Annotated in this window: 23 protein-coding genes, 1 tRNA gene and 1 pseudogene; 23 read left to right on the plus strand and 2 right to left on the minus strand. The window is 64.3% G+C overall.

The annotated features are described in order from the left end of the window. The first annotated feature begins 531 nt into the window (after positions 1–531). The 3 genes from VNN77_07925 (at position 532) to VNN77_07935 (ending at position 4,332) form a co-directional block, all read left to right on the plus strand. A complete protein-coding gene (locus VNN77_07925) occupies positions 532–1,617 on the plus strand; it encodes a TIGR00730 family Rossman fold protein (GenBank protein HXG51315.1) in 1,086 nt (361 codons plus the stop codon). Further along, positions 1,580–2,482 (plus strand): NAD(P)-binding domain-containing protein, encoded by a 903-nt coding sequence (locus tag VNN77_07930; protein ID HXG51316.1) that lies wholly within the window; start codon positions 1,580–1,582, stop codon positions 2,480–2,482. The genes VNN77_07925 and VNN77_07930 overlap by 38 nt, the downstream gene beginning before the upstream one ends. A gap of 68 nt (positions 2,483–2,550) precedes the next feature. Then, positions 2,551–4,332 carry a thiamine pyrophosphate-dependent enzyme gene (locus tag VNN77_07935; GenBank protein HXG51317.1) on the plus strand — a complete coding sequence of 594 codons (1,782 nt, stop codon included), beginning with the start codon at positions 2,551–2,553 and terminating at the stop codon, positions 4,330–4,332. Between the two features lie 21 nt (positions 4,333–4,353). On the opposite strand, the gene VNN77_07940 is transcribed toward VNN77_07935, so the two are convergent. Continuing rightward, positions 4,354–6,603, minus strand: a complete 2,250-nt coding sequence (locus tag VNN77_07940; protein ID HXG51318.1) for a radical SAM protein — start codon at positions 6,601–6,603, stop codon at positions 4,354–4,356. Positions 6,604–6,697: 94 nt separating this feature from the next. Between VNN77_07940 and ftsE the strand changes: the two genes are divergently transcribed. The 17 genes from ftsE to VNN77_08025 all read left to right on the plus strand — a co-directional run bounded on the left by ftsE (position 6,698) and on the right by VNN77_08025 (position 23,079). Beyond that, positions 6,698–7,384 (plus strand): cell division ATP-binding protein FtsE, encoded by a 687-nt coding sequence (ftsE, locus tag VNN77_07945; GenBank protein HXG51319.1) that lies wholly within the window; start codon positions 6,698–6,700, stop codon positions 7,382–7,384. Further along, entirely contained in the window at positions 7,381–8,280 is a 900-nt protein-coding gene (locus VNN77_07950) for an ABC transporter permease (protein ID HXG51320.1), read from the plus strand. Before ftsE ends, VNN77_07950 begins: the two co-directional genes overlap by 4 nt. Next, positions 8,277–9,428 (plus strand): peptidoglycan DD-metalloendopeptidase family protein, encoded by a 1,152-nt coding sequence (locus VNN77_07955; GenBank protein ID HXG51321.1) that lies wholly within the window; start codon positions 8,277–8,279, stop codon positions 9,426–9,428. Before VNN77_07950 ends, VNN77_07955 begins: the two co-directional genes overlap by 4 nt. 63 nt (positions 9,429–9,491) lie before the next feature. Beyond that, on the plus strand, positions 9,492–10,850 hold the full coding sequence (locus VNN77_07960) for a S41 family peptidase (protein ID HXG51322.1): 1,359 nt from the start codon (positions 9,492–9,494) through the stop codon (positions 10,848–10,850). 87 nt (positions 10,851–10,937) lie between these two features. Further along, a complete protein-coding gene (xseA, locus tag VNN77_07965; protein ID HXG51323.1) occupies positions 10,938–12,173 on the plus strand; it encodes an exodeoxyribonuclease VII large subunit in 1,236 nt (411 codons plus the stop codon). 1 nt (position 12,174) lies between these two features. Then, the gene (locus VNN77_07970) at positions 12,175–13,068 is read left to right on the plus strand and encodes a M23 family metallopeptidase (GenBank protein HXG51324.1); all 894 of its coding nucleotides are present in this window, start codon (positions 12,175–12,177) and stop codon (positions 13,066–13,068) included. A 5-nt stretch (positions 13,069–13,073) separates the two neighbouring features. Continuing rightward, positions 13,074–13,334, plus strand: a complete 261-nt coding sequence (locus tag VNN77_07975; protein HXG51325.1) for an exodeoxyribonuclease VII small subunit — start codon at positions 13,074–13,076, stop codon at positions 13,332–13,334. A gap of 170 nt (positions 13,335–13,504) precedes the next feature. Further along, positions 13,505–14,419 (plus strand): farnesyl diphosphate synthase, encoded by a 915-nt coding sequence (locus VNN77_07980; protein ID HXG51326.1) that lies wholly within the window; start codon positions 13,505–13,507, stop codon positions 14,417–14,419. 29 nt (positions 14,420–14,448) lie between these two features. Then, on the plus strand, positions 14,449–16,365 hold the full coding sequence (gene dxs, locus VNN77_07985; GenBank protein HXG51327.1) for a 1-deoxy-D-xylulose-5-phosphate synthase: 1,917 nt from the start codon (positions 14,449–14,451) through the stop codon (positions 16,363–16,365). Further along, entirely contained in the window at positions 16,344–17,084 is a 741-nt protein-coding gene (locus VNN77_07990; protein ID HXG51328.1) for a TlyA family RNA methyltransferase, read from the plus strand. Before dxs ends, VNN77_07990 begins: the two co-directional genes overlap by 22 nt. Positions 17,085–17,134: 50 nt before the next feature. Beyond that, the gene (locus tag VNN77_07995) at positions 17,135–17,863 is read left to right on the plus strand and encodes a glycerophosphodiester phosphodiesterase family protein (GenBank protein HXG51329.1); all 729 of its coding nucleotides are present in this window, start codon (positions 17,135–17,137) and stop codon (positions 17,861–17,863) included. 137 nt (positions 17,864–18,000) lie between these two features. Next, positions 18,001–18,195, plus strand: a complete 195-nt coding sequence (rpsU, locus tag VNN77_08000; GenBank protein HXG51330.1) for a 30S ribosomal protein S21 — start codon at positions 18,001–18,003, stop codon at positions 18,193–18,195. Between the two features lie 35 nt (positions 18,196–18,230). Continuing rightward, complete coding sequence (locus VNN77_08005; protein HXG51331.1) at positions 18,231–18,677, plus strand: GatB/YqeY domain-containing protein; 447 nt, start codon at positions 18,231–18,233, stop codon at positions 18,675–18,677. Between the two features lie 147 nt (positions 18,678–18,824). Continuing rightward, a complete protein-coding gene (locus tag VNN77_08010; protein HXG51332.1) occupies positions 18,825–19,346 on the plus strand; it encodes a CvpA family protein in 522 nt (173 codons plus the stop codon). A gap of 8 nt (positions 19,347–19,354) precedes the next feature. Next, complete coding sequence (gene dnaG / locus VNN77_08015; protein ID HXG51333.1) at positions 19,355–21,139, plus strand: DNA primase; 1,785 nt, start codon at positions 19,355–19,357, stop codon at positions 21,137–21,139. Next, the gene (rpoD, locus tag VNN77_08020) at positions 21,067–22,938 is read left to right on the plus strand and encodes an RNA polymerase sigma factor RpoD (GenBank protein HXG51334.1); all 1,872 of its coding nucleotides are present in this window, start codon (positions 21,067–21,069) and stop codon (positions 22,936–22,938) included. Before dnaG ends, rpoD begins: the two co-directional genes overlap by 73 nt. A 67-nt stretch (positions 22,939–23,005) precedes the next feature. Next, positions 23,006–23,079 (plus strand) — tRNA-Ile (locus VNN77_08025). Positions 23,080–23,379: 300 nt separating this feature from the next. Here the strand turns inward: VNN77_08025 and VNN77_08030 are convergent. Further along, positions 23,380–23,916: pseudogene (locus tag VNN77_08030) on the minus strand (arginine decarboxylase, pyruvoyl-dependent). Between the two features lie 301 nt (positions 23,917–24,217). Between VNN77_08030 and VNN77_08035 the strand changes: the two are divergent. From VNN77_08035 to VNN77_08045, 3 genes are all read left to right on the plus strand, one after another. Then, positions 24,218–25,294, plus strand: a complete 1,077-nt coding sequence (locus tag VNN77_08035; protein HXG51335.1) for an alpha-hydroxy acid oxidase — start codon at positions 24,218–24,220, stop codon at positions 25,292–25,294. Between the two features lie 144 nt (positions 25,295–25,438). Then, positions 25,439–25,765, plus strand: coding sequence for a DsrE family protein (locus tag VNN77_08040; GenBank protein ID HXG51336.1), 327 nt, complete (start codon positions 25,439–25,441; stop codon positions 25,763–25,765). An 11-nt stretch (positions 25,766–25,776) separates the two neighbouring features. Further along, positions 25,777–26,190, plus strand: a complete 414-nt coding sequence (locus tag VNN77_08045) for a DsrE family protein (GenBank protein HXG51337.1) — start codon at positions 25,777–25,779, stop codon at positions 26,188–26,190. The last annotated feature ends 2 nt before the right edge of the window (positions 26,191–26,192 follow it).

A 26,192-nucleotide genomic window follows, 5' to 3' on the forward strand; every position in this document is an offset into this window, starting at 1 on the left:
GCAACCGAAGCACAGCTTCCAACTTCCGGCGAGCAGAAAATCGACCTCGTTGCACTTGTCTTTTCGACATGGACACCTCCTGGGTTTTTCTCCTTAACATTTCTCCCAATCAGGTGTCCAAAGAAATCCTGGGGCGGGGGATGAGAGTCATTAGCTCTCCCTCCTCTCGCAGGATTGTAGCTTAACTGTAGCTTATCTGTAGCTTATGGCCCGACATCAAGGGCCACGAGCGGGCAGAAGGGTGCCGCCCCGACGGGCGAAAGCCTCGGAATTTCGGCACCTTTCTGCCTCGTGATTTCCCGTGGCGACACGCGGGAACCGACTTAAAATCCCGAGGACCCGGAAGGGTCCGTGCCGGTTCGAGTCCGGCTCCGGGCACCAGCAAGGGCGCGGCCGAAACGCACGGCTTCCTTAGCGGTCGCGCGGCGCCCGCGGCTCGCGGCGGCGGAAGACATTTTCCGGCGCCGCGGCGTTTCTCTTCCGCCCCGTCCCTTTTCAAACAGACGGCGATATGTCATAGACTGAGTCAGTATGGAAACAGGCGGAGCCAACGCGATCTTATCCGAAGTGGAAAGCCGGATCCGGGTCTGGCTGCAGGACAAGCCGGCCGGCGGCAACGAGACGCTGATCGCCGAGATGCTGCAGACGGTGCTGAAGCTGGCCGGCGACAACGCCAGCCGCGGGGACCTGAAGATCCTGAACCGGGCGCTCAAGGAGCTGCGGTACGCTTTCAAGGTGTTTGCGCCGTACCGCTCGGTCCGCAAGGTCAGCATGTTCGGCTCCACGCGGGTCACCGAGGAGGACCCCCTTTACCGGCTTGCCAGGGCGCTCGGCCGCCGATTGGCCGACGAAGGTTTCATGGTCATTACGGGTGCGGGTCCGGGCATCATGCAGGCCGGACACGAGGGAGCAGGACGGGAGAAAAGCTTCGGCGTCAACATCCGGTTGCCGCTCGCGCAAAAGGCGAATCGCGTCATCCAGGACGACGCCAAGCTGGTGACGTTTCGTTTTTTCTTCACGCGCAAGCTGATGTTCGTCAAGGAGGCCGACGCCTTCGTCTTTTTCCCCGGCGGCTACGGCACCCTCGACGAGCTGATCGAGGTCCTGACCCTGGCGCAGACCGGGAAGAGCCAGCTGGTTCCGATCCTGCTCATGGACCTGCCCGACAAGGCCTATTGGACGCGGTGGGAAAGCTTCGTCCGGGACGCGATGCTCAGCCGCGGTTACGTCCACGAGAACGAGTTGAGCTTTTTCGAGATCGTTACCGACCCGGTGGAGGCCGTGGAGACCATCAAGCGATATTACAGCAATTACCATTCATACCGCTTCGTGAGGCAGGATCTGGTGATCCGGCTCCAGCGGGAGCCGTCGGATCGGCTCATCGAGACCTTGAACCGCGAGTTCACGGGGATCCTGAACGACGGCGGGGTGCGACGGACCGGGCCTCTGCCCGAGGAGGCCGACGAGCCCTCGACGCTTCAGTTGCACCGGCTGCTGGTGCATTTCAACCGGCGCGACTTTGCGACCTTGCGCAAGATGATCGACGTCATCAACCGCGACGGCGGACAGGGGAGGGACAATGGCGCTGCGCAGGATCGGCATCCTGAGCATCGGTGAGATGGGCTACCATTGGGCACGCCTCCTGCGCGCCCATGGCGTCGAAGTCCTCACGTACGATCGGGACCGCGGCGAAGTGACGCGCCGCAGGGGCGAGAACGCGGGCGTACGCTCGCAGCCGTCGATGGCCGCCCTGGTTCGAGAAGCGGACCTGATCGTGTCGATCGTGGTGCCGTCCGCCGCAAAGAGCGTCGCCGCCGCCGTGGCGCGAGCGGCGGCGGAGGCGGGGCGCCGTGACGTGCTGTTTCTCGACGCCAACGCGATCTCGCCGATGACCGCATCCGAGATCGCCGCCATTGCGGCCGGCGCCGGAGTCGAGTTCGTGGACGGCTGCATCATCGGCTCGGCGGCCAAAATGGGGCGGGGCACGGCGGTTTACGTCTCGGGCCCCGGGGCGGCACGGGTGCGAGAGCTGGAGACCTTCTCGATTCCGGTGAAGGTTCTCGGGGACGGCGTCAATCAGGCGTCGGCGTTCAAGATCGTGTACGCGGGGCTGACCAAGGGACTGCAGGGGCTGTTCGTGGAGCTGCTCATGGGCGCGCGCCGCTTCGGTCTGCTCGACGAGATCATGGCCCGGTACGAGGAAAGCTTTCCCGGCCTGCTCGACAAGATCGCGTCGAGCATCATCGGATTGCGAATTCACGCGGGCCGGCGGGCCGAAGAGATGGATGAGCTCAAACGCGCTTTCAACCATCAGGGGCTGGAGGCCTTCATGGCGCCGGCCGCGCAGAAGGTGCTGGAATCGATCGCGGCCCTGGAGCTGGGAGAAACGTCAGCCCGCGGCGAGCGGGAGGGAAACCTGCTCGATACCCTCGAGACGTTCTACCAGAAGGGTCTGCTCCAATCCGGACCGGCCCCGCGCTGATAAGGGCCCCGCCGCCGCGACTTCAAACAACGGGTTCTATTCCAAAATCACGCAGAGGAGGGTGATCAGTGGCCAGAGCACAGAGCAGGGTGGAAAAAAAGCAGCCGGAGTTCGGCTCGGACGTGGTGGTCGATCTCATGAAAGCCTTCGATATCGAGTACGCCGCGTTCAATCCCGGGGCGACGTTTCGCGGAATTCACGACTCGATCGTGAACTACGGCGGAAACCACCGGCCGGAAGTGATCTTCTGCAATCATGAGGAGATCTCGGTCGCCCTCGCGCACGGCTACGCCAAGGCGAAGGGGCGGCCGATGGTCGCGATCGTCCACAACATGGTGGGGCTGCAGCACGCCAGCATGGCGATTTTCAACGCCTGGATCGATCGTGTGCCGATCATCATCCTCGGGGGCACCGGCCCGATGAACACCAAACACCGTCGGCCGCGCATCGACTGGATTCACACCGCGCTCGTGCAGGGCAATCAGGTGCGCGACTACGTCAAGTGGGACGATCAGCCGTACTGCCTCGCCGACGTGCCGGATTCGTTCATCCGCGGTTACCGGATTGCGACGACCGAACCGACGGCGCCGGTTTACATCAACTACGACGCGGACATCCAGGAGGACCGGGTGACGGGAGCGGTCGAGATTCCCGACGTCTCCCGGTATTCGCCACCGGCTCCGATGCAGGCCAATCCGGAGGCGCTGCGGAAAACCGCCCGGCTGCTGGTCGAGGCGCAATGCCCGATCATCATCGCGGACTACCTGGGCCGCAATCCGGCGGCGGTGCCCGCGCTGATCGAGCTGGCCGAGCTGCTCGGAGCCCCGGTGGTCGACAAGGGAAACCGCTACAACTTTCCCAGCACGCACCCGCTCGATGCCACCGACGGGGCCCGGGAGCTGTTGCAAAGGGCGGACTTCGTGCTGGCCCTGGACGTCTTCGACCTGTTCGGCTCGCTCACCACGGTGAGCAAGCAAACCCGAGCCTGCGAGTCGATACTCAATCCGGCGGCCAAGATCGCCCATATCTCGATGAACGATATGCTGGTGCGCAGCTGGGCAGCCGATTACCAGGCGCTGCAGGCCGTCGACATCCCGATGTCGGGCGACACCTCCGTCGCCGTGCCCGAGCTGATCCGCCTCTGCCGTGAGCTGATCGGCAGCGACGGCCAGAAAAAAGCGGCGATCGAGGCTCGGGCCAGGGAGCTCGGAGAAAAGCATCGCAGCCGGCGCGCGAAGTGGCTCGCCGACGCCCGGGGCAAGTCCGGCCAGAAGGAAATCTCCACGGCCTGGCTCGCGCTCGAGCTGGGCGAGACGATCAAGAAGGAGGATTGGGTGCTGGTCAACGGCACGTCCAACGGCTGGGCGCGGCGCCTTTGGGATTTCAACAAACCGAACCAGTTTCTCGGCGGCAGCGGAGGAGCCGGGGTCGGCTACGGCATGAGCGCGGCGATCGGGGCGGCGCTGGCTTTGAAGGATACGGGGAAGCTGGCAGTGGACATCCAGTCGGACGGCGACCTGCTCATGACATCGAGCTCGCTGTGGACGGCCGCGAAACATCGCATCCCGCTGCTGATCGTCATGCACAACAACCAGTCGTACTACAACTCGGAGGAGCACGGGATCGAGGTGGCCAAGTTCCGCGGGCGGCCGGTGGAAAACGCCGGCATCGGAACCCACGTGGACGATCCCGCGGTCGATTTCGCCAGGATGGCGCAGTCGTTCGGGGTTGCGGCCGAAGGACCGGTCCGCCGCCCGGAGGAGCTCAGGCCCGCACTGGAGCGCGGCCTGAAGTACGTCAAGGAGAAAAAGCTCCCTTACCTGGTCGACGTGATCGCGGAGCCGAGATAGCCGTCGCCCGGAGGCGCGCTGCTAGCGCTGGGAGAAGTCCCGGAAATTGAAGGCGAAAAAGGTGGTGAGGCAGAAGTCCTTGATCATCGCCGAGGTCAGCCGCAAGGGGCGGATCTCCCACCAGCGCATTTGCTTGATGTTGGCGATGGTTTGCGACCAGATCCGCTGGAGCTCCTGCCGGGAGTAGATGACCCGGTTGTTGAGGGCGTCGAATTTGACGAACTGGAACCTGGAGATCGCCGGCAGGAGCCCGCGCATCCTGGCGTAAGCGGCCTGCCATTCGGGAATGCGGTTTCGGAAGCGAACGCCGGCGAGCATGTTGCACATCTCGTCGAGCCAGCGGCGCGCCGCCTCGCCTTCGATCGCGCGCAGTTCGTGAATCCGGTCGCGCAGCTGCTCCCACTGGCGCAGCACGCGGTTGAGGTCGTGGCGGCTCTTGAGGATCCGGCTGGCGAGCTCGTCGAGCGGATCGAGGATGGCCCTGGCGCGCTCCGAGAGCGTGTCCCTCGCGCTGGCGTAGGTGGCCTGCAGCTCGCCGATGCGCAGCGCCTGCCAGACCTCGGTTTGGAGCTTCTGAACCTGCTCGAGCAGCCGTTCCTCGGTTTCGGTTTTCTTGCGGGTCTGCAGCCAGACCTCCTCCATTTCCTTGAGGAACTTCGCCCACGACAGGAACAACCGCACGATCTCCTTGGTCCGTTTCCAGGCGTGCACCGGCAGGGAATCGATGGCATAGCCGGGACGGCGCGCCTTGCGGTCCTTCAAGCGGAAGAAACCCGCGATCATCGGGTGTTGCCGCTCGATCAGGGCGGCGTTCTTGTACCAGAAGAAGATCGACATCAGGTTCCAGTAAGCCCGCGGGTGATGCGTCCAGCGGGAGAGGATTCTGATCATGTTCTCCTTGCTGTAGAACATCTTCCACGCGTCTTCGTACGCCTCGGTCCATTCCTCGGTGGTCATGCGCGGATGGCGGATGGTGGCGTGGAACGAGTCGCGCTTGTTGAAGTCCGGGTCCATCCACTCGCCGCGTCTTTTCATCTCGCGGTGATCGTGGGAGCCCGGCAGCGGCGTCAGCATGAAGAACGAGGCCTGATCGGGCCCGATCTCTTCCATCAGAAAGCGGATGTCCCGGCGCACCTGTTCCTTGGAGTCCCACGGAAGACCGATGATATATCCGGTATGGACCACGACGCCCGCGTCGTGCCATTCCTTGATGATGTCGCGGTACTCCTCGACGTTGTTTTGCTTCTTGCCTTCGGCTTTGAGATTCTCGGGATTGACGCTTTCCATCCCGATGAACACTTGCGTGCACCCCGCCTTGGCCGCAAGCTGAACGAAGTCTTTCGGCTTTTTCGCGAGGTCGACCTGGATCATGAAGGTTATCTTGATCCCTTCCTCGCGCAGCTTGATGATCTCCTCGAAAGTTTCCCGCCACAGCTTCTTGCGCGCGAAGTTGTCGTCGGTGAAAAAGTAGAACGAAACCCCGTGTTCGAGGTAGTTCTTACGCAGCATCTCCGCGATGCTTTGCGGGCTGCGCTCCCTCATCTTGCGACCCTGAACGTTGATGATCGTGCAGAAGCTGCAGGAGAAAGGACATCCCCGCGAAGTGTCGGCCGTTCCGAACGAGGGGTAGGCGAAGTGGCGCATCGTTTTCGGGCTCGCCTTGGGCAGGGGCGCCGAACCGATGTCGACGAGGTTCTGCAAATCCTGAGCGAAGCTGTAAATCGGCTTCAGCCGTCCGCCGAGAAAGTCGGACAGGATCGTCTCCCACCGGCCCTCGACCTCTCCCGAAACGACGCAGATCGACTCGCGAACCAGCTCCTGGATCTCCGGTTCCTGCTCGCCCAGCATGTTGATCGTTCCGCTGGTGTGAAAGCCGCCGATGACGACGGTGATGCCGGCGGCGCGCAGCGGGCGCGCGATGTCCACGGCGCGCGGAAACTGGTTGGTCTGCACGCCGACCAGGCAGACCAGCAGTTTGGTGCCGGGCCGGCGGCTCCAGCGTATGATTTTCTTGAGCGGGACTTTTTCGGCCGTTTCGTCGTACGTGACGACCTCGATCGGAAGGTCACCGAAGACGCGGCGCTGCTTGATGTCCTCGGTGAGGCCGTGGAGGACGTTCAGCGTGTTGCTCGGCAGCACGCCTTTCCAGAATCGAATGACGTAGCCGTCGTCGTCGTATTTCGAAGGCTTGATGAGAACGACGCGCAATCGCCTGATCCGCGGGTCGATCTCGATCCTCGCCTCCGCGGTGCTTGTAAGTCGATGCGACATCTCTTATATAGGTAGTTCGGTAGAGCCCGAGATTTGTGGCACTGTAACAACCGCCCCCGTTCATGTCAAGCAAATTCAGGAGTTGGCATCTCCCATGATCCAACTCTTTCGCGTCTCGAAGGCTTACCCTCCGAACGTCACCGCGCTCAAGAACATCGATCTCCAGATTGGACGCGGGGAGTTCGTCTTCCTGACCGGGCCCAGCGGGGCGGGAAAAACGACGCTGCTCAGGCTGCTGTTTCGCGAGGAGCAACCGACGGAAGGGCGGATCCTGGTGAACGGCCAGAACGTCACCCGGCTGACCGGGCGCGGGGTGGCCCGACTGCGGCAGAAGATCGGGCTGGTGTTCCAGGAATTCAAGCTCTTGCCGCGTCTGACGGCCCTGGAGAACGTGGCGCTGGCCGCGGAAGCGATAGGGAAGACGAGGCGGGAAAGCGAGGCACGGGCGTACCAGTTGCTGTGTGACCTCGGACTCAAGGAAAAGTGCCGTGCGAAACCGCCCGCGCTGTCGGGCGGCGAGCAGCAGCGGGTCGCGATCGCGCGCGCCCTGGTCAACGATCCCCAACTGATCCTCGCGGACGAGCCCACGGGAAACGTCGACGCGGAAGCGGCGGGCGGCATCATGAGGCTGTTTTCCAGGATGCGGGAAACAGGGGCGACCGTGGTCGTCGCCAGCCACGATCTGGACCTGATCAAGGACTACGGCAGCCGAGTCATCTCGCTGCGCGGCGGCTCGCTGGTCGACGATCTGCGGCGGGTCGCGGGGAGGAGCGCGGATTGACGCGCGCCTATGTCGCGTTTGTCGCCCGGCGCGTGCGCCACAGCCTGCGGGAACTGCTGTGGACCCACGTGCTTACGTCCGGGACCGTCGCGATGACCCTCTTTCTCTTCGGCGTGTTCATGTTGCTGCAGGCCAACCTCCAGGCGCTGCTCCGGGGCTGGAGCGAGGAAATCGAGCTGCACGCGTATCTGGCGGACGGCGCGGGTCCGGCGGAGCTCCAGAGCGTGGCGCAGCGGGTGCGGGCCTTTCCCGAGGTAGAGCAGGTCCACTCCATCTCGCGGGAGCAGGCGTGGAAGGACTTTCAGAGCGCGCTGGGCACGCAGTCGGGGCTCCTGGAAGGGCTGCCACGCGACGTGCTTCCGGCCTCGCTACGCGTCACGTTGCGCCCGCGCTACCGCGACGGTCCCGCCGTGGAGGAGATCGCCGAGCGGTTGCGGCGGGAAAAGGGAATTGCCGCCGTCGAATACCCGCAGGAGTGGGTCGAGCGTCTGAGCCTGGTCGTCCTGGGCGTTCGCTGGGCGAAGTGGGTTCTGGGGGGGGTCCTCTTCGTCGCCGCGTTTTTCATCGTCGGCAGCATGACGCGCCTGGCGATCCTCGCGCGCCGCGACGAGGTTGAAATCATGGAGCTGGTAGGAGCCCCCCGGGAGGTCATTCAGGCGCCGTTTTTCGTGGAGGGCGTGATCCAGGGGGCAGCGGGCTCAGCGGTGGCCGTCTTCTTCCTGTGGCTCCTGCACCGCCTGCTGAGCGAGCATCTGAGCTCGGTGACTGTGCTGCTCGGCGCGCCGGGTCGCTTGCAGTTTCTCGACGGCTCGGGCGTGGCGCTGATCCTGACGCTGGGATGTCTTCTCGGCGGTTGCGGCAGCCTCTTCTCGCTCAGGAGGTATCTCGGCCGATGAGAAGGGTTGCGGCGATCGCGGTCGGGTTCGCTGTAGCCGCGGCCGCGGCATCGCTCCATGCGGCCGGCGCTGATCGGGACCTCGACAAGATCCGGAAAAAGATCGAAGCCGAAAAACGGGGTCTTTCCCGGGTGCAAAAACAGGAGGGCTCGGTCCTGCAGGCGTTAGGGGAGATTCAGTCGGCTTTGCAAAAGAGGAACGCCGAAGTCCGCCGGGCGAGCGCACGGCTGGAGGAGCTTGCAGCCGGTTTGCGGGCGAAACAGGCCGAAGGGGAGCGGCTGCGGGCCTCGCTCGAGCGCCAGCGCGCGCTGCTGGCGAAGCGTGCCGCGGCCCTGTATCGCTGGCAGCGAAGCGGGAGCCCTCTGGTCATCTTGAACGGTGCGGCATCGCTCGCGGTCGTGCAGCGGCGCAAGCACTATCTGCAGGCGGCGCTGGCGTTCGATCAGGAGCTGATCAACGATCTCAAACAGGGGGCGGCTCGCCAGGAGCAGGTGACCCGGGAGCTGGCGCAGAAGCAACAAGAGATCGAGGAGCAGCATCGGGCGCTGGCGGCGGCGCGAGAGGAGCTGGCGCAGGAGGCGGAAAAGAAGAAACGGCTCCTCGCCAGCCTGCGCCGGGAAAAGGAAACCAGGCAGCGGGCGCTTAAGGAGCTCGAACAGGCGGCGCTACGACTGCAGAAAATGATGGAGGAGTTCGCGCGCCGATCGGCGGCGCGGCCGCGGGAGGGCCCGGCGGGAACCGGTCTCGAGCGCCTGCGCGGCAGGCTCGATTGGCCCGTCAAGGGCCAGCTCGTCGGCGGTTTCGGGAGAACCCGGCACAAGGAGTTCGGGGAGGAAATTTTCCGCAAGGGCATCGACATCGAGGCGCCGGTCGGAGAAGGAATCAAGGCCGTCGAGCAAGGACGGGTGGTCTTCGCCGACCGCTTCTCCGGTTACGGCAACATGTTGATCGTGGATCATGGGGAGCGCTACTACAGTATTTACGCTCATCTTTCGGAATTTCTTAAGAAAACCGGAGATCTGGTCAAACGGGGAGAAGTGATCGGCCGGGTTGGGGACAGCGATTCCCTGTCCGGGGCGCGCCTGTACTTCGAGCTGCGCAAGGACGGCAAGCCGGTCGATCCTCTGGCCTATCTCAAGGGGCAATAGTAATTTACATCGGGTTATTATAAAATAATTTTCGCCAAAGCCGTTCCGGGGGAGAGACATCGTATGCGGATGCTGAAAAAACACAGCGCGCCGGTCCTGATCCTGCTCGCGGGCGTGGCTCTCGGGTTCCTCGTCGCCGCCCAATGGGTCCCGAGCGTTTCCGCGGTTCCGCGGCAGGACTATGAGAGTCTGGAGGCCTTTGCGAACATCCTGTCGATCGTGAAGAAGAACTACGTCGAGGAGGTCGACACGCAAAACCTGGTGAACGGGGCGATCACCGGGATGCTGAGCTCTCTGGATCCGCACAGCGCCTACCTGACCCCGGATCTTTACAAGGAACTGCAGATGGATACCCAAGGGCGCTTCGGCGGCCTGGGGATCGAGATCACCATCAAGAACGGCGTGCTGACGGTGGTATCGCCGATCGAGGACACGCCCGCTTTCAAGGCCGGGATCAAGCCGGGCGACATGATCTTCAAGATCGAGGACGAGTTCACCAAGGACATGACGCTCGTGGACGCGGTGAAGCGGATGCGGGGGCCGAAGGGCACCAAGATCAACATCTCCATCAAGCGCGAGGGTATCCCGGAGCTGATCACGTTGACGCTGGTGCGCGACACGATCCGCGTGCAGAGCGTGCGCAGTCGCGTGCTCGAGGAAGGCTACGGATACATCCGGCTCGCCCAGTTCCAGGAGCGCAGCGACCGCGACATGCAAAAGGCGCTCGAGAAGCTCACGGCGGAAAAGGGCGGTCTGAAGGGGCTGGTGCTCGACCTGCGCAACAACCCCGGAGGGCTGCTCACCCAGGCGGTCCGCGTTTCCGATCTGTTCCTCGACTCGGGCCTGATCGTCTACACGGAAGGACGGGTGGAATCGCAGAGACACAAGTACTTCGCCCAGAAGGAGGGCACCTGGCTTGGTTTCCCGATGGTCGTGCTGGTGAACAGCGGCAGCGCGAGCGCTTCGGAGATCGTTGCCGGCGCTCTCCAGGATCACAAGCGGGCCGTGGTGCTGGGGACCAAGACTTTCGGCAAGGGATCGGTGCAGACCATTCTTCCGCTGGACGACAATTCGGCGCTGCGGCTGACGACCGCGCGGTACTTTACGCCCAAGGGCCGGTCGATCCAGGCTTCGGGAATCGTTCCCGACATCGTGCTCGACAACAATCCGCCCGATGGCAAGGCCGAGGAGCGCAAGCGGCAGAGCATCCGGGAGGAAAACCTTCCCGGACATCTCGCCAACCCGCAGGAGGGCCCGTCGGGCGCGCCGGCGGAGCCGGGCGACAAGGACAAGCTCCTGCCGCCCGCCTCGGGTCCGACCGGAGACGAAACGATCGACAACGACCTGCAGCTCAAGCGGGCGCTCGACCTGTTGAAGAGCTGGGATTCCTTCAAGCAGGTCGTGCAGAAAAAGGCGGCGTGATTCCGCCCCTGCGCACCGTGGTCTTCGAATGAACGAATTAGCCCTCCCAGCGGAGGGCTAATTTTTTTCCGGGCAGATCGAGGGTCAATGCCGACGACGAGTTACGAACCGGGGCTCCCGCTGACGGAGAGGGGAGGCCGGCACATCGTTACCGTGAGCGAGCTCGCCCAGGCGGTCAAGCGCACCCTTGACGGCCAGCTCGGCGCCCTCTGGGTGGTCGGCGAGATTTCGAACTTCCGGATCCCGCCTTCCGGCCATTTCTACTTCACCCTCAAAGACGACAGGAGCCAGATCGCCGCGGTGATGTTCCGGCGTCCGGGAAACGGGCCCGGATTCGAGCCCGAAAACGGCATGGAAGTGCTTTGCTTCGGGCGGGTGAGTCTTTATACGGTTCGCGGGGACCTTCAGTTCTATGTCGACGTCATCGAGCCCCGCGGCTACGGCGCGCTCTACGCCGCCTTCGAGCAGCTCAAGAAAAGGCTCGCGGCCGAAGGGCTTTTTGCTCCGGAGCGCAAGCGACCCCTGCCGTTCCTGCCCGTTTCCATCGGCATCGTGACTTCCGAAAAGGGCGCGGCGCTGCGCGACATGCTCCGCGTCATCGACGATCGGTTTCCGGACCGCAGAATCGTGGTGCGGCCGGTCAGGGTCCAGGGAGACGGTGCCGCGGCTGAGATCGCCGCCGCGATTCGGGAGCTCGGGGCGCACGGCGGCGTCGACGTGATGATCGTGGGGCGGGGAGGGGGCTCGGTCGAGGATCTCTGGGCTTTCAACGAAGAGATCGTCGCGCGGGCGATCGCCGCCTCTCCGGTGCCCGTGGTCTCGGCCGTTGGCCACGAGATCGATTTCACGATCGCCGATTTCGTCGCCGACCTGCGCGCTCCCACGCCTACGGCGGCGGCGCAGATGGTGATCCCCCGCCGCGCGGACCTCGCGGAGCGGCTGGGGGCTCTGGAGATCCAGCTGCTGCGCTGCATGCGCGCCGAGGTGGCGGCGGCGCGGGAGCGCTGCGACGCCCTGGCGCGCCGCCTGAGCGACCCGGGGCGAAAGCTCAGGGAAAACCAGCAACGGCTCGACGAGGCGGCGCTGGACCTCGTCCGCAGCTTTCGGGAACGCTTGCGGCGCAGCCGGGAGCGGCTGGCGCACGCAGCCGGGCGGCTGGATGCGCTGAGCCCGCTGGCGGTCCTCCAGCGCGGCTACGCCATCGCTCACCGGCTTCCGGAAGAGCGGATCATAAAGGACAGCGCGTCGCTGAGCCGGGGCGATCTCCTCCGCGTGCGCCTGGCTCGGGGCGAGGCGCTCTGCCGGGTCGAGGAGAGCAAGTGACATGGGCCGCCTGCGCCGCGCCGGCTGGCTGGTCGCCCTCGCTGCCGTGCCCTGCTTTGCCGCGGAGCCGAAGCTCGCGGTCGTAAAGAAGACCGAGGTGTTCCAGGGCGGGATCGTCGAAATCGAAGCCGCGGCCGACGGCCTGACGGCGATCGAAGGGCGATTCGGGAAGGAAAAGATCGGCCTTTATCCGACGGGGGCGGGAAAGTTCGGCGCCGTCCTGGGGATCGATCTCGAGGCCGAACCGGGCCCGGCCAGGATCTGGTTGAAAGCGGTCGGGCGGTCCGGCTCCGAGCGCGAAGCTACGCTGTCGTTCAAGGTCAAGGCGAGGGCATTTGCGACGGAGTCGTTTTCGGTCGCCCAGGATCACGAGCCGGTCGGCCCGGAAGCGATGGAGCGGATCCGCGCCGAGCAGGAGCAGTTCGCGCGCGTGTTCGCAGCGTCCATCCCGCACCGGCTCTGGGAGGGAACGTTCATCAGACCCGTTGCCGGCGAGGTGCGTTCACCGTTCGGCCTGCGTCGGATCGTCAACGGGATCGCGCGAGCACCCCACGCGGGGGCCGATTTGCGCGCTCCGCAGGGCACGCAAGTCCTGGCGTCAAATCACGGCCGGGTGGTTCTGGTCGGGGACTTCTTCTTCAGCGGCAAAAGCATGGTGCTTGATCACGGCGCCGGCGTGTTCACGATGTACTTTCATCTTTCCGAGTTCCTGGCGCAGCAGGGAGCAGCGGTGCGCAAAGGCGACCCGATCGCTCTTTCGGGAATGACCGGCCGGGTGACCGGGCCTCATCTGCACTGGGGAGCCAGGATTTATAACGCGAGAATCGACCCGTTCGAGCTGATCGAGAAGATCGGGGCGGAAAGGGGCGAGGCTGCGTCCGCGAACAGGGAGTGATAAAGATGGCGGCAAAGGATCGAAACGAGGACAGGTTCGAGGCCGCGCTGGAAGAGCTCGAGCGGGTCGTCGAACAGCTGGAGTCCGGGGACCTTCCGCTGGAAGAGGCGCTGGCCGTTTTCGAAAGAGGCGTGGCGCTGGTGAAGCGTTGCAGCCAGAAGCTCGTGGAGGTCGAAAAGAGGATCGAGCTGCTGGTGAAGGACAAAGAGGGGCGGTTGCAGCTCAGGAGCTTCGAGCCGGGAAGTTCTCCGGGGGACGAGCAATGAGGCAGGGCGCGAAATTCCCGGCGGCCGGGCCCGGAGGCCCGGCCAGACGTTTGAAGACGGAGCGCCTTCGAGATAGATTGACTCGCGGGCGTCCCGCGCTACGATCCCCCCAAGAGACTTCCGGCTCCGGGGCTGGGTGTCGAGCCGCCACGGAAACCTTGGAGTCCTCCTTGAACCATCCGAATCATCTCGATCTCGAGGACTATCTGCGGACGCGCAAGGCATGGGTGGATCGCGCCCTCTCCCGGTGGCTGAAAGAGTATCCGGGGCATACCCACGCGGTCTGGAAAGCGATGCGCTACGGGCTGTTTCCGGGGGGCAAGAGGATCCGGCCGATTCTCACGCTGGCTACGGGGGAGCTCTTCGGAGCGCGGCCGAAGGTCCTGCTTCCGTTCGCGTGCGCTGTGGAAATGATCCACGCTTATTCGATCATTCACGACGATCTGCCCGCGCTGGACGACGACGACATCCGGCGCGGGGAGCCGGCGGCCCATAAGGTATTCGGCGAGGGGGTGGCGCTGCTTGCCGGCGATGGCTTGTTGACCGCCGCGTTCCATATTTTGTCCTCCCCTGAAGTGCGGCGGGCGCTGCCACCCGAGCTGGTGCTCAACTTAATTCACGAGCTGGGGCATGCTGCAGGGGTGGCGGGGTTGGTCGGGGGGCAGGCGTTCGATCTCGAGGCGGAAAACCGGGAGGTCGATCTTGCGACCGTGGAATGGATCCATGTGCGCAAGACCGGCGCCTTGATCCTGGCTTCGGTGCGGCTCGGGGCACAGGTCGCGATGGCCAGGGGAGCCGACCTGCGGCGCGTCTCGCGCTTCGGCGAATATCTCGGGCTCGCTTTTCAGATCGCGGACGACATCGTGGACGCAGGCGGGCAGGGGGGGGCGGCGGGCAAGCGCCTCGAGTCGGGCCGCACCGAGCGCAAGAAGGCCACGTATCCCTCCGTCGTGGGCATCGCCCAGGCGAAGGAGCGGCTGCGCGAGCTCTTGCGCAACTGCATTCGCGAGCTGGAACCGTTCGGCGAAGCGGCAGCGGCGCTGCGCGGCATCGCCCGCCGGATCGTCGAGCCGGCCGTTCAGTAGAAACTCAACCGGGAAGGCAACAGGCGCGTATGGCACGTTTGATCGACGGCATCGAGTGTCCGGGTGACATCCGGAAGCTTACGGTCGAAGAGCTCAAGCAACTCGCCCAGGAAATCCGCGAGGAAGTGATCTCGGTGGTGTCGGAGGTCGGCGGACATTTCGCGTCGACACTCGGCGCGGTCGAGCTGACGCTGGCGCTCCACTACGTCTTCAACACGCCCGAGGATCGCATCGTCTGGGACACCGGCCACCAGGCTTACGCCCACAAGCTGATCTGCGGCCGGCGCGACCGGCTGATGACGATCCGGCAGCTCGGCGGAATCAGCGGTTTCCTCAGCCGGGAGGAGAGCGAGTACGACGTCTTCGGCGCCGGCCACGCCGGCACGTCGATCTCGGCCGCTCTCGGGATGGTCGAGGCAAAGACCCTGGCGAAAGCTTCCCGCAAGGTCGTTTCGGTCATCAGCGACGGCTGCCTGAGCGCCGGCCTCACGTTCGAGGGGCTCAACCAGGCCGGTCACCTCGACAAGGACCTGATCGTCGTGCTCAATGACAACGCGATCTTCATCGATCCGCGGGTGGGTGCGGTGTCGTCCTTCCTGAGCCGGCAATTCACCACCGCGCTCGGCATGCGACTCCAGAAGAACCTCTCCGCGCTGCTGCGCACCCTGCCCAGGGGCGAGGAGCTGTTCCAGCTCGCGCGCAAGATCAAGGATTCGTTCATCGGCCTGGTCACGCCCGGCTTTTTGTTCGAAGCGCTGGGACTCCAGTACGTGGGTCCGATCGACGGCCATAACATCGCGGAGATGGTGACCACGCTGGAAAACGTCAAGCGACTGGACCGGCCGGTCCTGGTCCACGTGCTGACCAAGAAGGGGAAAGGGTATCCGCCGGCCGAGGCCGATCCGGTGCGTTTTCACAGCGTCACTCCGTTTCACGTGCTCACCGGCAAGTCGAAAAAGGAAAAGGGGCCGGTGCCGTCGTACACCGAGGTGTTCGCCCGCGCGCTGACACGGATCGCCGCCGAAAACCCCAAGGTCGTCGCGATCACGGCGGCCATGGGAAGCGGCACCGGCATCGACAAGTTCTCGCGCGAGATTCCCGGCCGTTCCTACGACGTCGGCATCGCGGAGCAGCACGCCGTGACGTTCGCCGCCGGGCTGGCGACCGAGGGATTGATCCCGGTGGTGGCGATCTACTCCACCTTTCTGCAGCGGGGCTACGATCAGATCCTGCACGACGTCTGCCTGCAGAACCTCCACGTGGTGTTCGCGCTGGATCGGGGCGGCCTGGTCGGGGCGGACGGCCCGACACACCACGGAGTTTTCGATTTCGCCTATATGCGGTCCATTCCGAATATCGTCGTCATGGCGCCCAAAGACGAGAACGAGCTGCAACACATGCTGCGCACGGCGGTCGACCATCCCGGGCCGATCTCGCTCCGCTACCCGCGCGGCGAGGGCTGGGGGGTCGAGCTGGAGAGCGAGCTCAAGAGACTGCCGATCGGCGAAGCGGAGGTGCTGCGCGAGGGGCGGGACCTCGTCCTGGTGGGCGTTGGCCACACCGTGATTCCGGCCCTGCGCGCCGCTCAGGACCTCGCGGCGCTCAACATCGAGACGACCGTCGTCAACGCGCGCTTCGTCAAGCCCCTGGACGTCGGGCTCTATCGGGACCTGTTCGCGCGCGTGCCGTACGTGATCACCGTCGAAGATCATGTCCTCGCGGGGGGATTCGGCAGCGCGATTGCCGAGCTGCTCGTCGACGAGGGAATGACCGACGTGTGTCTGAAGCGGCTCGGGATTCCCGACCGCTTCGTTCCCCAAGGCACTCAGGACGAGCTCAGGAAGTTGTGCGGCTTCGACAAAGACGCCATCACTCAGGCGGCGTTGCAGCTGGTGCGGCGGAGGAAGAAGCGGACCCGCGAGGGATGGGAACGAGGGAGCGCCTAGACAAGCTGCTCGTCCAACGCCGGCTGGTGGCCAGCCGCGAGGAAGCGCGCGGCCTCATCCTCGCGGGCGAGGTGCTCGTCGATCGGCGACCGATCACCAAGGCCGGGGCGCTCGTCGACCGCGGTGCCGAGATCCGGCTCAAGGAGCGGTCGCCTTACGTCAGTCGCGGCGGGGTGAAGCTGGAAAGGGCCCTGGCGGTCTTCGGAATTTCGGTCGCCGGCAGGATCGTGCTCGACGTGGGCGCGTCCACCGGCGGGTTCACCGACTGCCTGCTCGCCCACGGTGCGAGCCGGGTCTACGCCGTCGACGTGGGCTACGGGCAGCTCGACTGGAAGCTGCGCAACGACCCGCGGGTGGTGGTTCTGGAAAAACGCAACGTGCGCTACCTCCGGCCCGCCGATCTGCCGTCGCCGGCCGACCTCGCGACGATCGACGTTTCGTTCATCTCGCTGCGGCTGGTGCTTCCCGCCGTCCGCGCCCTCCTCGCGCCGCCCGGGGAGATCGTGGCGCTGATCAAACCGCAGTTCGAGGTGGGCAAAGGCAAGGTGGGCAAGGGAGGCGTGGTGCGGTCGGCCGAAGAGCACGCCCGGGTCATCGAAGAGATCAAGACGGCCGCGGCGGCGCTCGACCTGGAAACGTTGGGCGTGGTCGAATCGCCCTTGTTGGGCCCGAAAGGAAACAGGGAGTTCTTCATCCATCTCCGGGGCGTTTCCCCGTAGGCCGTCCGCTCCGTCCGCCGGTTTGGCTCGCGGCGAAGCGCCCTCGATCCATGGCGAGATTCCGTCGCATCGCGCATCGGGGCGCTTCGGGCAACTACCCCGAGAACACCCGCCTGGCCTTCGTCAAGGCGCTCGAGGCGCGGGCGGACATGATCGAGCTCGACTGCCAGCTCAGCGGGGACGGTCACGTGGTGGTGTTCCACGACGAGCGCTTGCGGCGGATCACGGGGGCGGCAGGCGCCGTGTGGGAGAAGAGCCTGGCCGACCTCAAGCGGCTGGACGCCGGCCGGTGGTTCAAGAAATCGTTTCGCGGCGAGCGCATCCTCACGCTCGAGGAAGCCGTCGAAGTCGTCGCCGGCCGAGCGGATCTGTGCATCGACATCAAGCGCTATCCACGCTCGCCGGAGGGCATCGAGCTGAAGTCGCTCTTCATCTTGAGCCATTACGATTACCTCGACCGAACCGTGTTCTCCTCGTTCGACTATCGCTGCCTCCGGCGTGTCCGCGAGCTGGCGCCGGAAGCGAGGCTTGGCGTCCTCTGGGGGACGGGCATGCCGGAGGACCCTGTCGGCTTTGCCGAGGAGATCGCCGCCGCTTCGGTTCACGTCCAGAAGGAGCTCGCGACGCGCCGCTTTCTCGAGCGTTGCTGGGAAGCGGGCCTGGACGTTTACGTCTGGACGCTCGACGATATCCGGGAGATCGAGCACTTCGTCTCGCTCGGCGTCCAGGGGATCTTCACGAACTATCCCGAGCGACTGCTCCGGCTGAGCGGCGGTTGAGGAGCGGGACGGCGCGCTGGACGGGAGTCGGGTGCAAGGGACCGATTTGTCAATGGAATTGCTTGACTTGGCGCTCGATTGAGCTAGAATCAAGTGTCCTTCAAGCGGCCGGAGCGGATTGGGGGTGATCCTGAGTTATGACCGGTGTTCGAGTCCGTGAAAACGAATCCATCGAGAGCGCGATTCGGCGTTTCAAGAAGCTGTGCGAGAAAGCGGGCATCCTGGCGGAGCTGCGCAAACGCGAGCACTACGAGAAGCCCAGCGTGAAACGAAAGAAGAAGGCGATTGCGGCGCGCAAGCGGGCGATGCGGCGCGTGCGTCATTCGTTCTAAGCGTTTCGATCGAAAAGAAAAGCGCCTGTAACTCGATGGGATTGAAGGCCGAAATCCAGGCCGAGATGAAGTCAGCCATGAAACGAGGGGAGCGGGTCACGCTCGACACGCTTCGCCTGCTCTTGTCCGCCCTGCACAACGAGGAAATCAGAACCCGCAGAGAATTGAGCGACGACGAGGTCCGCCGAACCATCGCCAGCCTGTGTAAACAGCGGACCGAGTCGATCGAGGCGTTCAGGAAGGGAGGCAGACTCGACCTCGCAGCGAAGGAAGAAAGCGAGCTTCGGGTCCTGCAACGATTCCTGCCCCAGCCTTTGAGCGAGAGCGAGCTGCGCGCCGCCATCCAGGCGTCGATCGAGGAGGTCGGCGCCAAGAATATCGGGGATCTCGGCCGGGTCATGAAACAGGTGATGCCCAAGGTCGCCGGGCGCAGCGACGGCAAGCGGGTGAACGAGCTCGTCAGGGAGATGCTCGGCGGCTAGGCCGTGACGCCGCGGCGATCGATGGCTGTTCAATCCCTCGCGCGATTTGGCGCGTTCTTCGACCTCATTAGGTGGGGTGCTGACGCCGTGAATGATCGCAAGGGACGCGCCGGTTGAGTGCATCCCGAGCAGGGATGCTCCCGGACCGTGAGTTTGGTCGACCTGATTCTTCTGGTGCTGCTCTTCCTGTTCGGCCTCAGGGGCTATTTCAAGGGGCTGTTTCGGGAAGTGCTGTCGGTCGGGGGACTGGTTTTCGGCTTCTACGCGGCGACGCGCCATGGCGCCGCCCTTGCGGAGCTCGCGGGCGGCTACTGGAAGTTTTCTCCGATTCTTCTGAAGAGCGCCGCGTTCGTCGCAGTGTTCTTTACGGTCTATTTTCTCTTCGCCCTCGCCGGCTGGCTCCTTCACCGCTCCGAAAAATTTCTTTTCCTCCACACCGTCAATCGGGTCGGCGGCATCGCCGTGGGCCTCGGCAAAGGAACGGTCGTCGCGGCGCTGCTGCTTTTCTTTCTCAGGCCGGCTTCCTGGATTCCCTCCTCCCTGCGAGAGCAAATGGACGCGTCGCTCCTCGCGCCGCCCTTCTCGCAGCTCGGCGAGAAGATGGTCCGGTTCGGCAAGGAACGGCTGTTTCCGGAGAACGCCAGGGGAGCGTCGAGCCGCACGGTCTGATATCCCCAATGATCAAGCAGGAAAAGATCGTCGAGATCCGCGAGCGCGCTTCGATCGTCGAGATCATTTCCGACTACGTGACGCTGAAGCGGGCGGGCCGCAACTACATGGGGCTGTGCCCGTTTCACAGCGAGAAAACCCCTTCCTTCACCGTCAGCGAGGAAAAAGGAATCTTTCACTGCTTCGGCTGTCACCAGGGCGGCAGCGTGTTCGATTTTCTGATGCGTTACGATCATCTCTCATTTCCGGAGGCGGTCGAGCGTGTCGCCAAGCGCTACGGCATCGCGGTCGAGCGCTCCGGGCGCGACGGGGCCGCGGGCGTCCGGGAGGCCCTCTACCGGTTGAACGAGCGCGTCGCCGCGCATTATCAGCGCCTGCTCTTCAGCCGCGCCGGGGATGCGGCGCGGGCCTACCTGAAGAGCCGCGGCGTCGACGAGGCCACGGCGCGCCGCTTCATGCTGGGGTACGCTGCGCCGGGAGGCTCGGGGCTGGTCGACCTGTTGAGAAAAGAGGGGTTGCCGCTCCAGCAAGCGATCCAGCTGGGTTTGATCGGGGAACGCGGCGGGCGGGGCTTCTACGAGAAGTTTTTCGCCCGCGTGATGTTCCCGATCGCCGACGCCGCGGGAAAGATCGTCGGCTTCGGCGGGCGCGTGCTCGACCGCGCTCTGCCCAAGTATCTCAACTCCGCCGAGACACCGCTGTTTCGCAAGGGATCGACGGTTTACGGCCTCAATCAGGCGAAGGACGGGATTCGAACGAAGGACCGGGCGGTCGTCGTCGAAGGCTACCTGGACGCGATCGCTCTCCATCAGCACGGCGTGACCGACGCGGTGGCCACGCTGGGAACCGCTCTTACGGTCCATCACGTGCGCGGGCTTGGGCGCTACACCCGAAACATCGTCGCGCTGTTCGACGGCGACGAAGCCGGGCGGAAGGCGGCGGCGCGTAGCTTCGAGATTTTCACGGAGGCGGGGCTGTTCGGAAGAGCCGCGTTTCTGCCCAAAGGCGAAGATCCCGACACCTTCGTGCGTAAGCGCGGTGGGGAGGCGGTCGAGGCCCTCCTGGAAAAGGCGGTTCCGCTGGCCGACTACGCCTTCACATGGCTCCAAGAGCGGTACGGCGACAGTCTGGAAGGAAAGAGCCGGATCGCGGCGGAGATCGGCCGGGTTCTCGCGAAGATTCAGAATCCGGTCGACGTCGATCTGCTCGTGCGCCGCGCGGTCGACGTGCTGGGGATCCGCGAAGAGCTGCTGCGCAAACCGGCTGCTCTTTCCGGGTTTCGGCCGGCGCCGGGTGTCGAGGCGCCGCGCTCATCGGCGACGCCGAATCGGGACGACGTCGCGGAACGGTCGCTGATCAGCCTGATGTTCCGCTTTCCGCAGATCGCGGAGAAGGTGCGGCGCGATAGCGAAGCCCTCCTGGGTTTCGGAGCGAAATGGCGCCCGCTGGTTGACCTCATGCTCCGCGAATGGCAAGAACAGGGAAAAATCGACGCGCTGCGTGTCGCCCAGAACTGTCCGGTGGAAATGGCCGCGGAAATCACGGGCCTGGCCCTCGAGGGCGACAAGGTGTCCGAGGGCGACAGCGACAAAATGACGGAGGACTGCCTGTCTCACCTGCGCCGGAAGCACTTCCGCGCGCTCGAGCGAAGCCTGCGCAGCGCCATACGAGCCGCTGAAGAGCAGAAGGACGAGAAAGCCAAAAGGGAGAGGATACTAGAATGGCAAGACGTCGTACGAAAAGAACGCCTCCTAGATCGCCGAAGGATCGAGCCAAAACTCCCCCCGCGCTGAACGACGAGCCGTTTGCCTCCGACCGCTCCGAGCCCCCGGCGGAAAAGCGGAACATGAAGGAGGTGAAGAAGCTCATCGACCTCGGCAAGGAAAAGGGTTACCTGACGTACGACGACGTGAACGACATGCTGCCCGCCGAGGTGGTCTCCCCGGACCAGATCGACGACGTCATGTCGATCTTCGGAGAGATGGACATCGAGGTTGTCGATTCCAACCAGCGCGTCAGCCTTGGATCCGCGGCCGAAGACCTCAGCGAAGAAGACGAGGAGGAGCGGGACCTCGACGCCGACGGGGACGGCGACGTCGTGGGGAAAACCGGCGACCCGGTGCGGATGTACCTGCGCGAGATGGGCACGGTTTCCCTGCTCAGCCGGGAAGGGGAGGTGGAGATCGCCAAGAAGATAGAGGAAGGCGAAAACCAGGTGATCTCGGAAGTGCTTTCCAGCCCGCTGGCGCTCCGCCACGTCCTGGAGCTGGGAGAGAAGCTGGCCCAGCGCGAGATCCGGGTGCGTGAGATCATCAAGGACGGCGACGAGGACGCCGAGTACCTCGAGGACGAGGACGTTCACGAGAAACGGCTGCTCGACCAGATTGCCAGAATCCGGCGTACGGCCAACGAGCGGGACAAGATCCGGCGTCAGCTCGCGGGCAAGCGCGTCTCGGCATACCGCCGCCAGGCCCTGCAGCAGGGCCTGGAGAGGTATCAGGAGAAAATCATCGCCGGCCTCAAGGCGCTGCAGCTCAACCGGCGCCAGACCGAAGCCATCGTCGAAGGTCTCAAGAAGGCGCTGGAGCGCGTGCAGGCCCTGGAGCGCCGCGTCAAGGAATACGAGGAAAAGACCGGAAAGAGCGCGGTCGAGCTCCTCAAGCTCGTCTCCTCCGTGAACGGGCGGCGCAAGGACTGGCAGCGCCTGATGGGATCGCTGCGGATGGGGCATGACGCGATCCTGCAGATGGCGGAAGACATCCGGAACTCGCGCCGCGATATCCGCAGCATCGAGAGAGACCTCGAGATGCCGGCCGAGGAGATCAAACGGCGGGTCTGCGCGATCGTCGAGGGCGAGACCAAGGCGAACCTCGCGAAAAAGGAGCTGATCGAGGCCAACCTGCGGCTGGTCGTCAGCATCGCAAAAAAATACACCAACCGGGGCCTGCAATTCCTCGATCTCATACAGGAAGGCAACATCGGGCTGATGAAGGCGGTCGACAAGTTCGAATACCAGCGCGGCTACAAGTTCTCCACCTACGCCACCTGGTGGATTCGCCAGGCGATCACCCGGGCGATCGCCGACCAGGCGCGCACGATCCGGATTCCGGTGCACATGATCGAGACCATCAACAAGCTGATCCGCACCTCCCGCTACCTGGTGCAGGAGATCGGCCGCGAGCCCACGCCCGAGGAGATCGCTTCCAAGATGGAGATCCCGCTGGACAAGGTCCGCAAGGTACTGAAGATCGCCAAGGAGCCCATTTCCCTGGAAACCCCCGTGGGCGAGGAGGAAGACAGCCATCTGGGGGATTTCATCGAGGACAAACGCATCATGACGCCGTCGGACGCGGTGGTGAACATCAACCTGCAGGAGCAAACCAAGAAGGTGCTCGCCACGCTGACGCCCCGGGAGGAGCAGGTCTTGCGCATGCGCTTCGGGATCGGCGAGAAATCGGATCACACGCTCGAGGAGGTCGGGCAGAAGTTCACGGTGACGCGCGAGCGCATCCGCCAGATCGAGGCCAAGGCGCTGCGCAAGCTCCGCCATCCCAGCCGGAGCAAGCGCCTGAAGAGCTTCATGGAAAACTAAATTGGATTTTCCCCCGCCCAGGCGATAGGCTTAAAGCCGTCAATCGCGGTGCGAAACCGTCCCCGACGGGCCCATAGCTCAGTTGGTTAGAGCCACCGGCTCATAACCGGTTGGTCCCTGGTTCGAATCCAGGTGGGCCCACTTCCCAAACCCCCAGAAGTTTCAGTCAGGTGGCCGACTACGGTGCGGCTCGCGGGGAACGGGTCGGTTGCGGCGGGTGGTCCGGCGGGAGCCGGACGCGAACGGCCGGAGAGACTAGGTTTTCCTCGGCGCGGAGACGAGCTTCGCCGATTCCAGCACGGATTTATCCGATTCCCTGCCTGCCTCGACGTTCTTGTTGAACTGGCCTTCGAAGCTCCCGCGAGACAGCTCTTCCTGAGCGGAGCTCTTGGCGATGTTCGGCAGCGGTTTCACGATCTCGGCGGGAGGCTCGTCCTCGTTGATGAAGACCGCCGCTGCGAAAACGGTGGTCCAGAGGCCGTCCTTATTGCCGACCGCGGACTGGGTGATGTTCGTGGTGCGAACGATCTTTCCCGACATCTTGAACAGCTGCTCGCGCTCGTCCCAGTCCAGCTCCGGATCGAACTCGATGCCGAGGGTGGTGGCCAGCATGCTCGCCGCCAGGTCTTCGGCGTATTCTCCCGCTTTTTCGTCCGTCTCACCGAAAGAGTGGTGCTCGGAAAGGTAGCCGTGCATCGAGGAGTCGGCGGGAATCGCGAGGCCGACAGAGGCGGCGATCAGGCGGTTGGGCTCGTTGTTGCTTTCGCGGTCGTACACGGCGAAAACGATTTCGCCGGGCCGGAGCAGCTTCAATCCTTCTTCTTTAGGGATGATCTTGCAACCCGGGGGATAGATGCTGGAAACGAGCACGAGGTTGCAGTGAGCCAGACCCGCAACCCTGAGAGCCATCTCGAAGGAAGCCAGTTTCTCCTTGTGGACCCCGACCCCCTTGGTCAGAAACATTTTTTTCGGGACCATTTTTCCTGGACTTTAACATGCCACGACCGCGCGCACAAGAAAAAATCCGCAGTCGCGGGAAATTTCTACGGGAAAACCGCCGGCGTCTTTCGGCGGTCGTCCGGAAGACCGCCTCCCCCGGCTCGCGGCATCCGGCGGGGAGCCATCCCACCGCTTCCACGACGAAGGCCAAATGTAGCCGTTCCTGCGTGGCTGTCAACAGGAAGCGGCGGCCCGGGCGGAAACCACCGCCGGCACGTCGAGCGTTTGCGAACCCCTTTGACCCGTCCACTCGGCGTGTGGTATTCGGCCGTGAGAGGGAATGATGGGCGCGGATTTCGTCAGCAACCAGGAGATCATCGTCGAGGCTCGCCGCAGGCTCGACCAGAACGCCTGGAACTATCTCTCCGGAGGCGCCGAGTCGGAAACCACGATGCTGAGGAATCGGTTGGGCTTCGACCGGATCGCCTTGCGCCCGCGGGTGCTTGCCGACGTTTCGACGGTCGACACCTCCACGGAGTTCCTCGGCCATCGGCTGAGAATCCCGGTGCTGCTGGCGCCGATCGGATCGCTGCAGACGCTCACGCCTGAGGGCGGAGCGGCGGTGGCGAAAGCCGCCGCCGAGTTCGGCACGGTGAACTTCGTAAGCTCCGTCACTCAGCCGAGCCTGGAGGAGATCTCGGCTGCAAGCCCGAGCCCGAAGGTTTTCCAGCTCTACGTCCAAGGCGATATGGACTGGGTAAGGCAGATTCTCGGCCGCGTAAAGCGAGCGGGCTACCGCGCGCTTTGTCTCACGGTGGACACGGCCTATTACGGCCGCCGGGAACGGCAGATGAGGGGCCGCTGGCTGCCTCCGAGCCGCCGCCTTTCCGGCTACGAGTACCGGGCAAGGCTTACGTGGGAAACGATGGACGTCATCAAGGAGATCGGGGAATTGCCGTTCATTCTGAAGGGTGTGGCCACCGCCGAGGATGCGGCCATCGCCGTCGAGCACGGAGTCGATGCGATCTACGTTTCCAATCACGGGGGACGGCAGCTCGATCACGGCCGGGCCACGATCGAGATGCTTCCCGAGATCGTCGCGGCCGCGGGCGGGAAGGCGGAGATCGTGCTCGACGGTGGAATCGTTCGCGGGACCGACGTGTTGAAGGCGATCGCTCTCGGCGCCAAGGCGGTCGCGATCGGCAAGCTGCAGGGCTGGGGGCTCGGCGCGGCGGGGCAGGCCGGCCTGGTGAGGGTTCTTGAGCTGCTGGAGGACGAACTGAAGGTAGCAATGGGCCTTCTGGGAGTTACCCGTCTGAACCAGCTCGACCGATCGTTCCTGTCGGAGGCCAAGTCTCCCGCGGTGCCCCACGAGATGAGCGCGTTTCCCCATCTGCCGGGAGGCCGGCTGCTCTGACCGCCGTCGCCGGGGGGATCCGGGGCGCCTGCAGTGCGCCTTTGTACCCGGTTGACATCGGCCTTCAAATTCTATACGGGGGAGTTCAGGCTCTCGTTCTTCCGTTAGGGTTACAACCACAGGTTCGAGCAAAGGAGGGAAGCAATGGCGAGGTATTTGGTCATTGAGTCGCGGGATCCTTTCGACAGCTCGGACTCCGCCTATCTTTCCGAGCTCGTTCGAGGCATCGCCGCGCGGGGAAACCCGACGACGCTGTTCCTCATCCAGAACGGCGTGCTGCCGGCGCGCAAAGGCGCCAAGCCCGGTGACGCGCTGGCGGCGCTGATCCGTTCGAAGGTCGAAGTCCTGGCCGACGATTTCTCGCTGAAAGAGCGGGCGATCACCCAGCTTGTCGACGGCGTGAAACCCGCCGACATCGGACGGCTGGTGGATATGCTCATGGAGCCGGGCACGAAGGTGATCTGGCACTGAAGGGAGGACGTATGCCATCCGGTAAGACGCTCACGGTCGCTATCATGGATGCGCCCTACGAGTCCGCGAATTCCACCACCGCGATGCGGATCATCGACGCGGCGCTGAAGAAGGGCCACAACGTCAACGTCTTCGCTTACGAGGGAGCGGTCAATCTGACGATGAAGGCCCAGGCGGCGCATCCCAATCCCGTAAAAGGAACCACCGTCGAGCAGGAGCAGCATCCGACCACGAAGGATTGGGTCAGCGCGCTCTTCAAGCTGGCCAGCGAAAAGGGCGTCAGGCTCGACTGGGTCAATTGCGGTCTGTGCGTCGACGAGCGCGGCGCGGGCGACTGGATCGAGGGGCCGCGGCGGGGCGGGCCCAAAGATCTGCTGGACGCCTCCAACACGAGCGACGCGACGTTGATCATCCCGACCAAGTAGGA

The sequence above is a fragment of the Candidatus Zixiibacteriota bacterium genome (assembly GCA_035574315.1).
Lineage (GTDB): Bacteria > Desulfobacterota > Binatia > UBA9968 > UBA9968 > DATLYW01.

What these genes read in the sequence shown, in the direction of transcription:
- dnaG (HXG51333.1), top strand. Translation starts at nt 19,355, where the DNA reads ATGATCAAGCAGGAAAAGATCGTCGAGATCCGCGAGCGCGCTTCGATC.
- VNN77_07925 (HXG51315.1), top strand. Translation starts at nt 532, where the DNA reads ATGGAAACAGGCGGAGCCAACGCGATCTTATCCGAAGTGGAAAGCCGG.
- xseA (HXG51323.1), top strand. Translation starts at nt 10,938, where the DNA reads ATGCCGACGACGAGTTACGAACCGGGGCTCCCGCTGACGGAGAGGGGA.
- VNN77_08040 (HXG51336.1), top strand. Translation starts at nt 25,439, where the DNA reads ATGGCGAGGTATTTGGTCATTGAGTCGCGGGATCCTTTCGACAGCTCG.
- VNN77_07940 (HXG51318.1), bottom strand. Translation starts at nt 6,603, where the DNA reads ATGTCGCATCGACTTACAAGCACCGCGGAGGCGAGGATCGAGATCGAC.
- rpoD (HXG51334.1), top strand. Translation starts at nt 21,067, where the DNA reads ATGGCAAGACGTCGTACGAAAAGAACGCCTCCTAGATCGCCGAAGGAT.
- VNN77_07975 (HXG51325.1), top strand. Translation starts at nt 13,074, where the DNA reads ATGGCGGCAAAGGATCGAAACGAGGACAGGTTCGAGGCCGCGCTGGAA.
- VNN77_07960 (HXG51322.1), top strand. Translation starts at nt 9,492, where the DNA reads ATGCGGATGCTGAAAAAACACAGCGCGCCGGTCCTGATCCTGCTCGCG.
- ftsE (HXG51319.1), top strand. Translation starts at nt 6,698, where the DNA reads ATGATCCAACTCTTTCGCGTCTCGAAGGCTTACCCTCCGAACGTCACC.
- VNN77_07930 (HXG51316.1), top strand. Translation starts at nt 1,580, where the DNA reads ATGGCGCTGCGCAGGATCGGCATCCTGAGCATCGGTGAGATGGGCTAC.
- VNN77_07995 (HXG51329.1), top strand. Translation starts at nt 17,135, where the DNA reads ATGGCGAGATTCCGTCGCATCGCGCATCGGGGCGCTTCGGGCAACTAC.
- VNN77_07955 (HXG51321.1), top strand. Translation starts at nt 8,277, where the DNA reads ATGAGAAGGGTTGCGGCGATCGCGGTCGGGTTCGCTGTAGCCGCGGCC.
- rpsU (HXG51330.1), top strand. Translation starts at nt 18,001, where the DNA reads ATGACCGGTGTTCGAGTCCGTGAAAACGAATCCATCGAGAGCGCGATT.
- VNN77_08045 (HXG51337.1), top strand. Translation starts at nt 25,777, where the DNA reads ATGCCATCCGGTAAGACGCTCACGGTCGCTATCATGGATGCGCCCTAC.
- VNN77_07970 (HXG51324.1), top strand. Translation starts at nt 12,175, where the DNA reads ATGGGCCGCCTGCGCCGCGCCGGCTGGCTGGTCGCCCTCGCTGCCGTG.
- dxs (HXG51327.1), top strand. Translation starts at nt 14,449, where the DNA reads ATGGCACGTTTGATCGACGGCATCGAGTGTCCGGGTGACATCCGGAAG.
- VNN77_08005 (HXG51331.1), top strand. Translation starts at nt 18,231, where the DNA reads ATGGGATTGAAGGCCGAAATCCAGGCCGAGATGAAGTCAGCCATGAAA.
- VNN77_07990 (HXG51328.1), top strand. Translation starts at nt 16,344, where the DNA reads ATGGGAACGAGGGAGCGCCTAGACAAGCTGCTCGTCCAACGCCGGCTG.
- VNN77_08035 (HXG51335.1), top strand. Translation starts at nt 24,218, where the DNA reads ATGATGGGCGCGGATTTCGTCAGCAACCAGGAGATCATCGTCGAGGCT.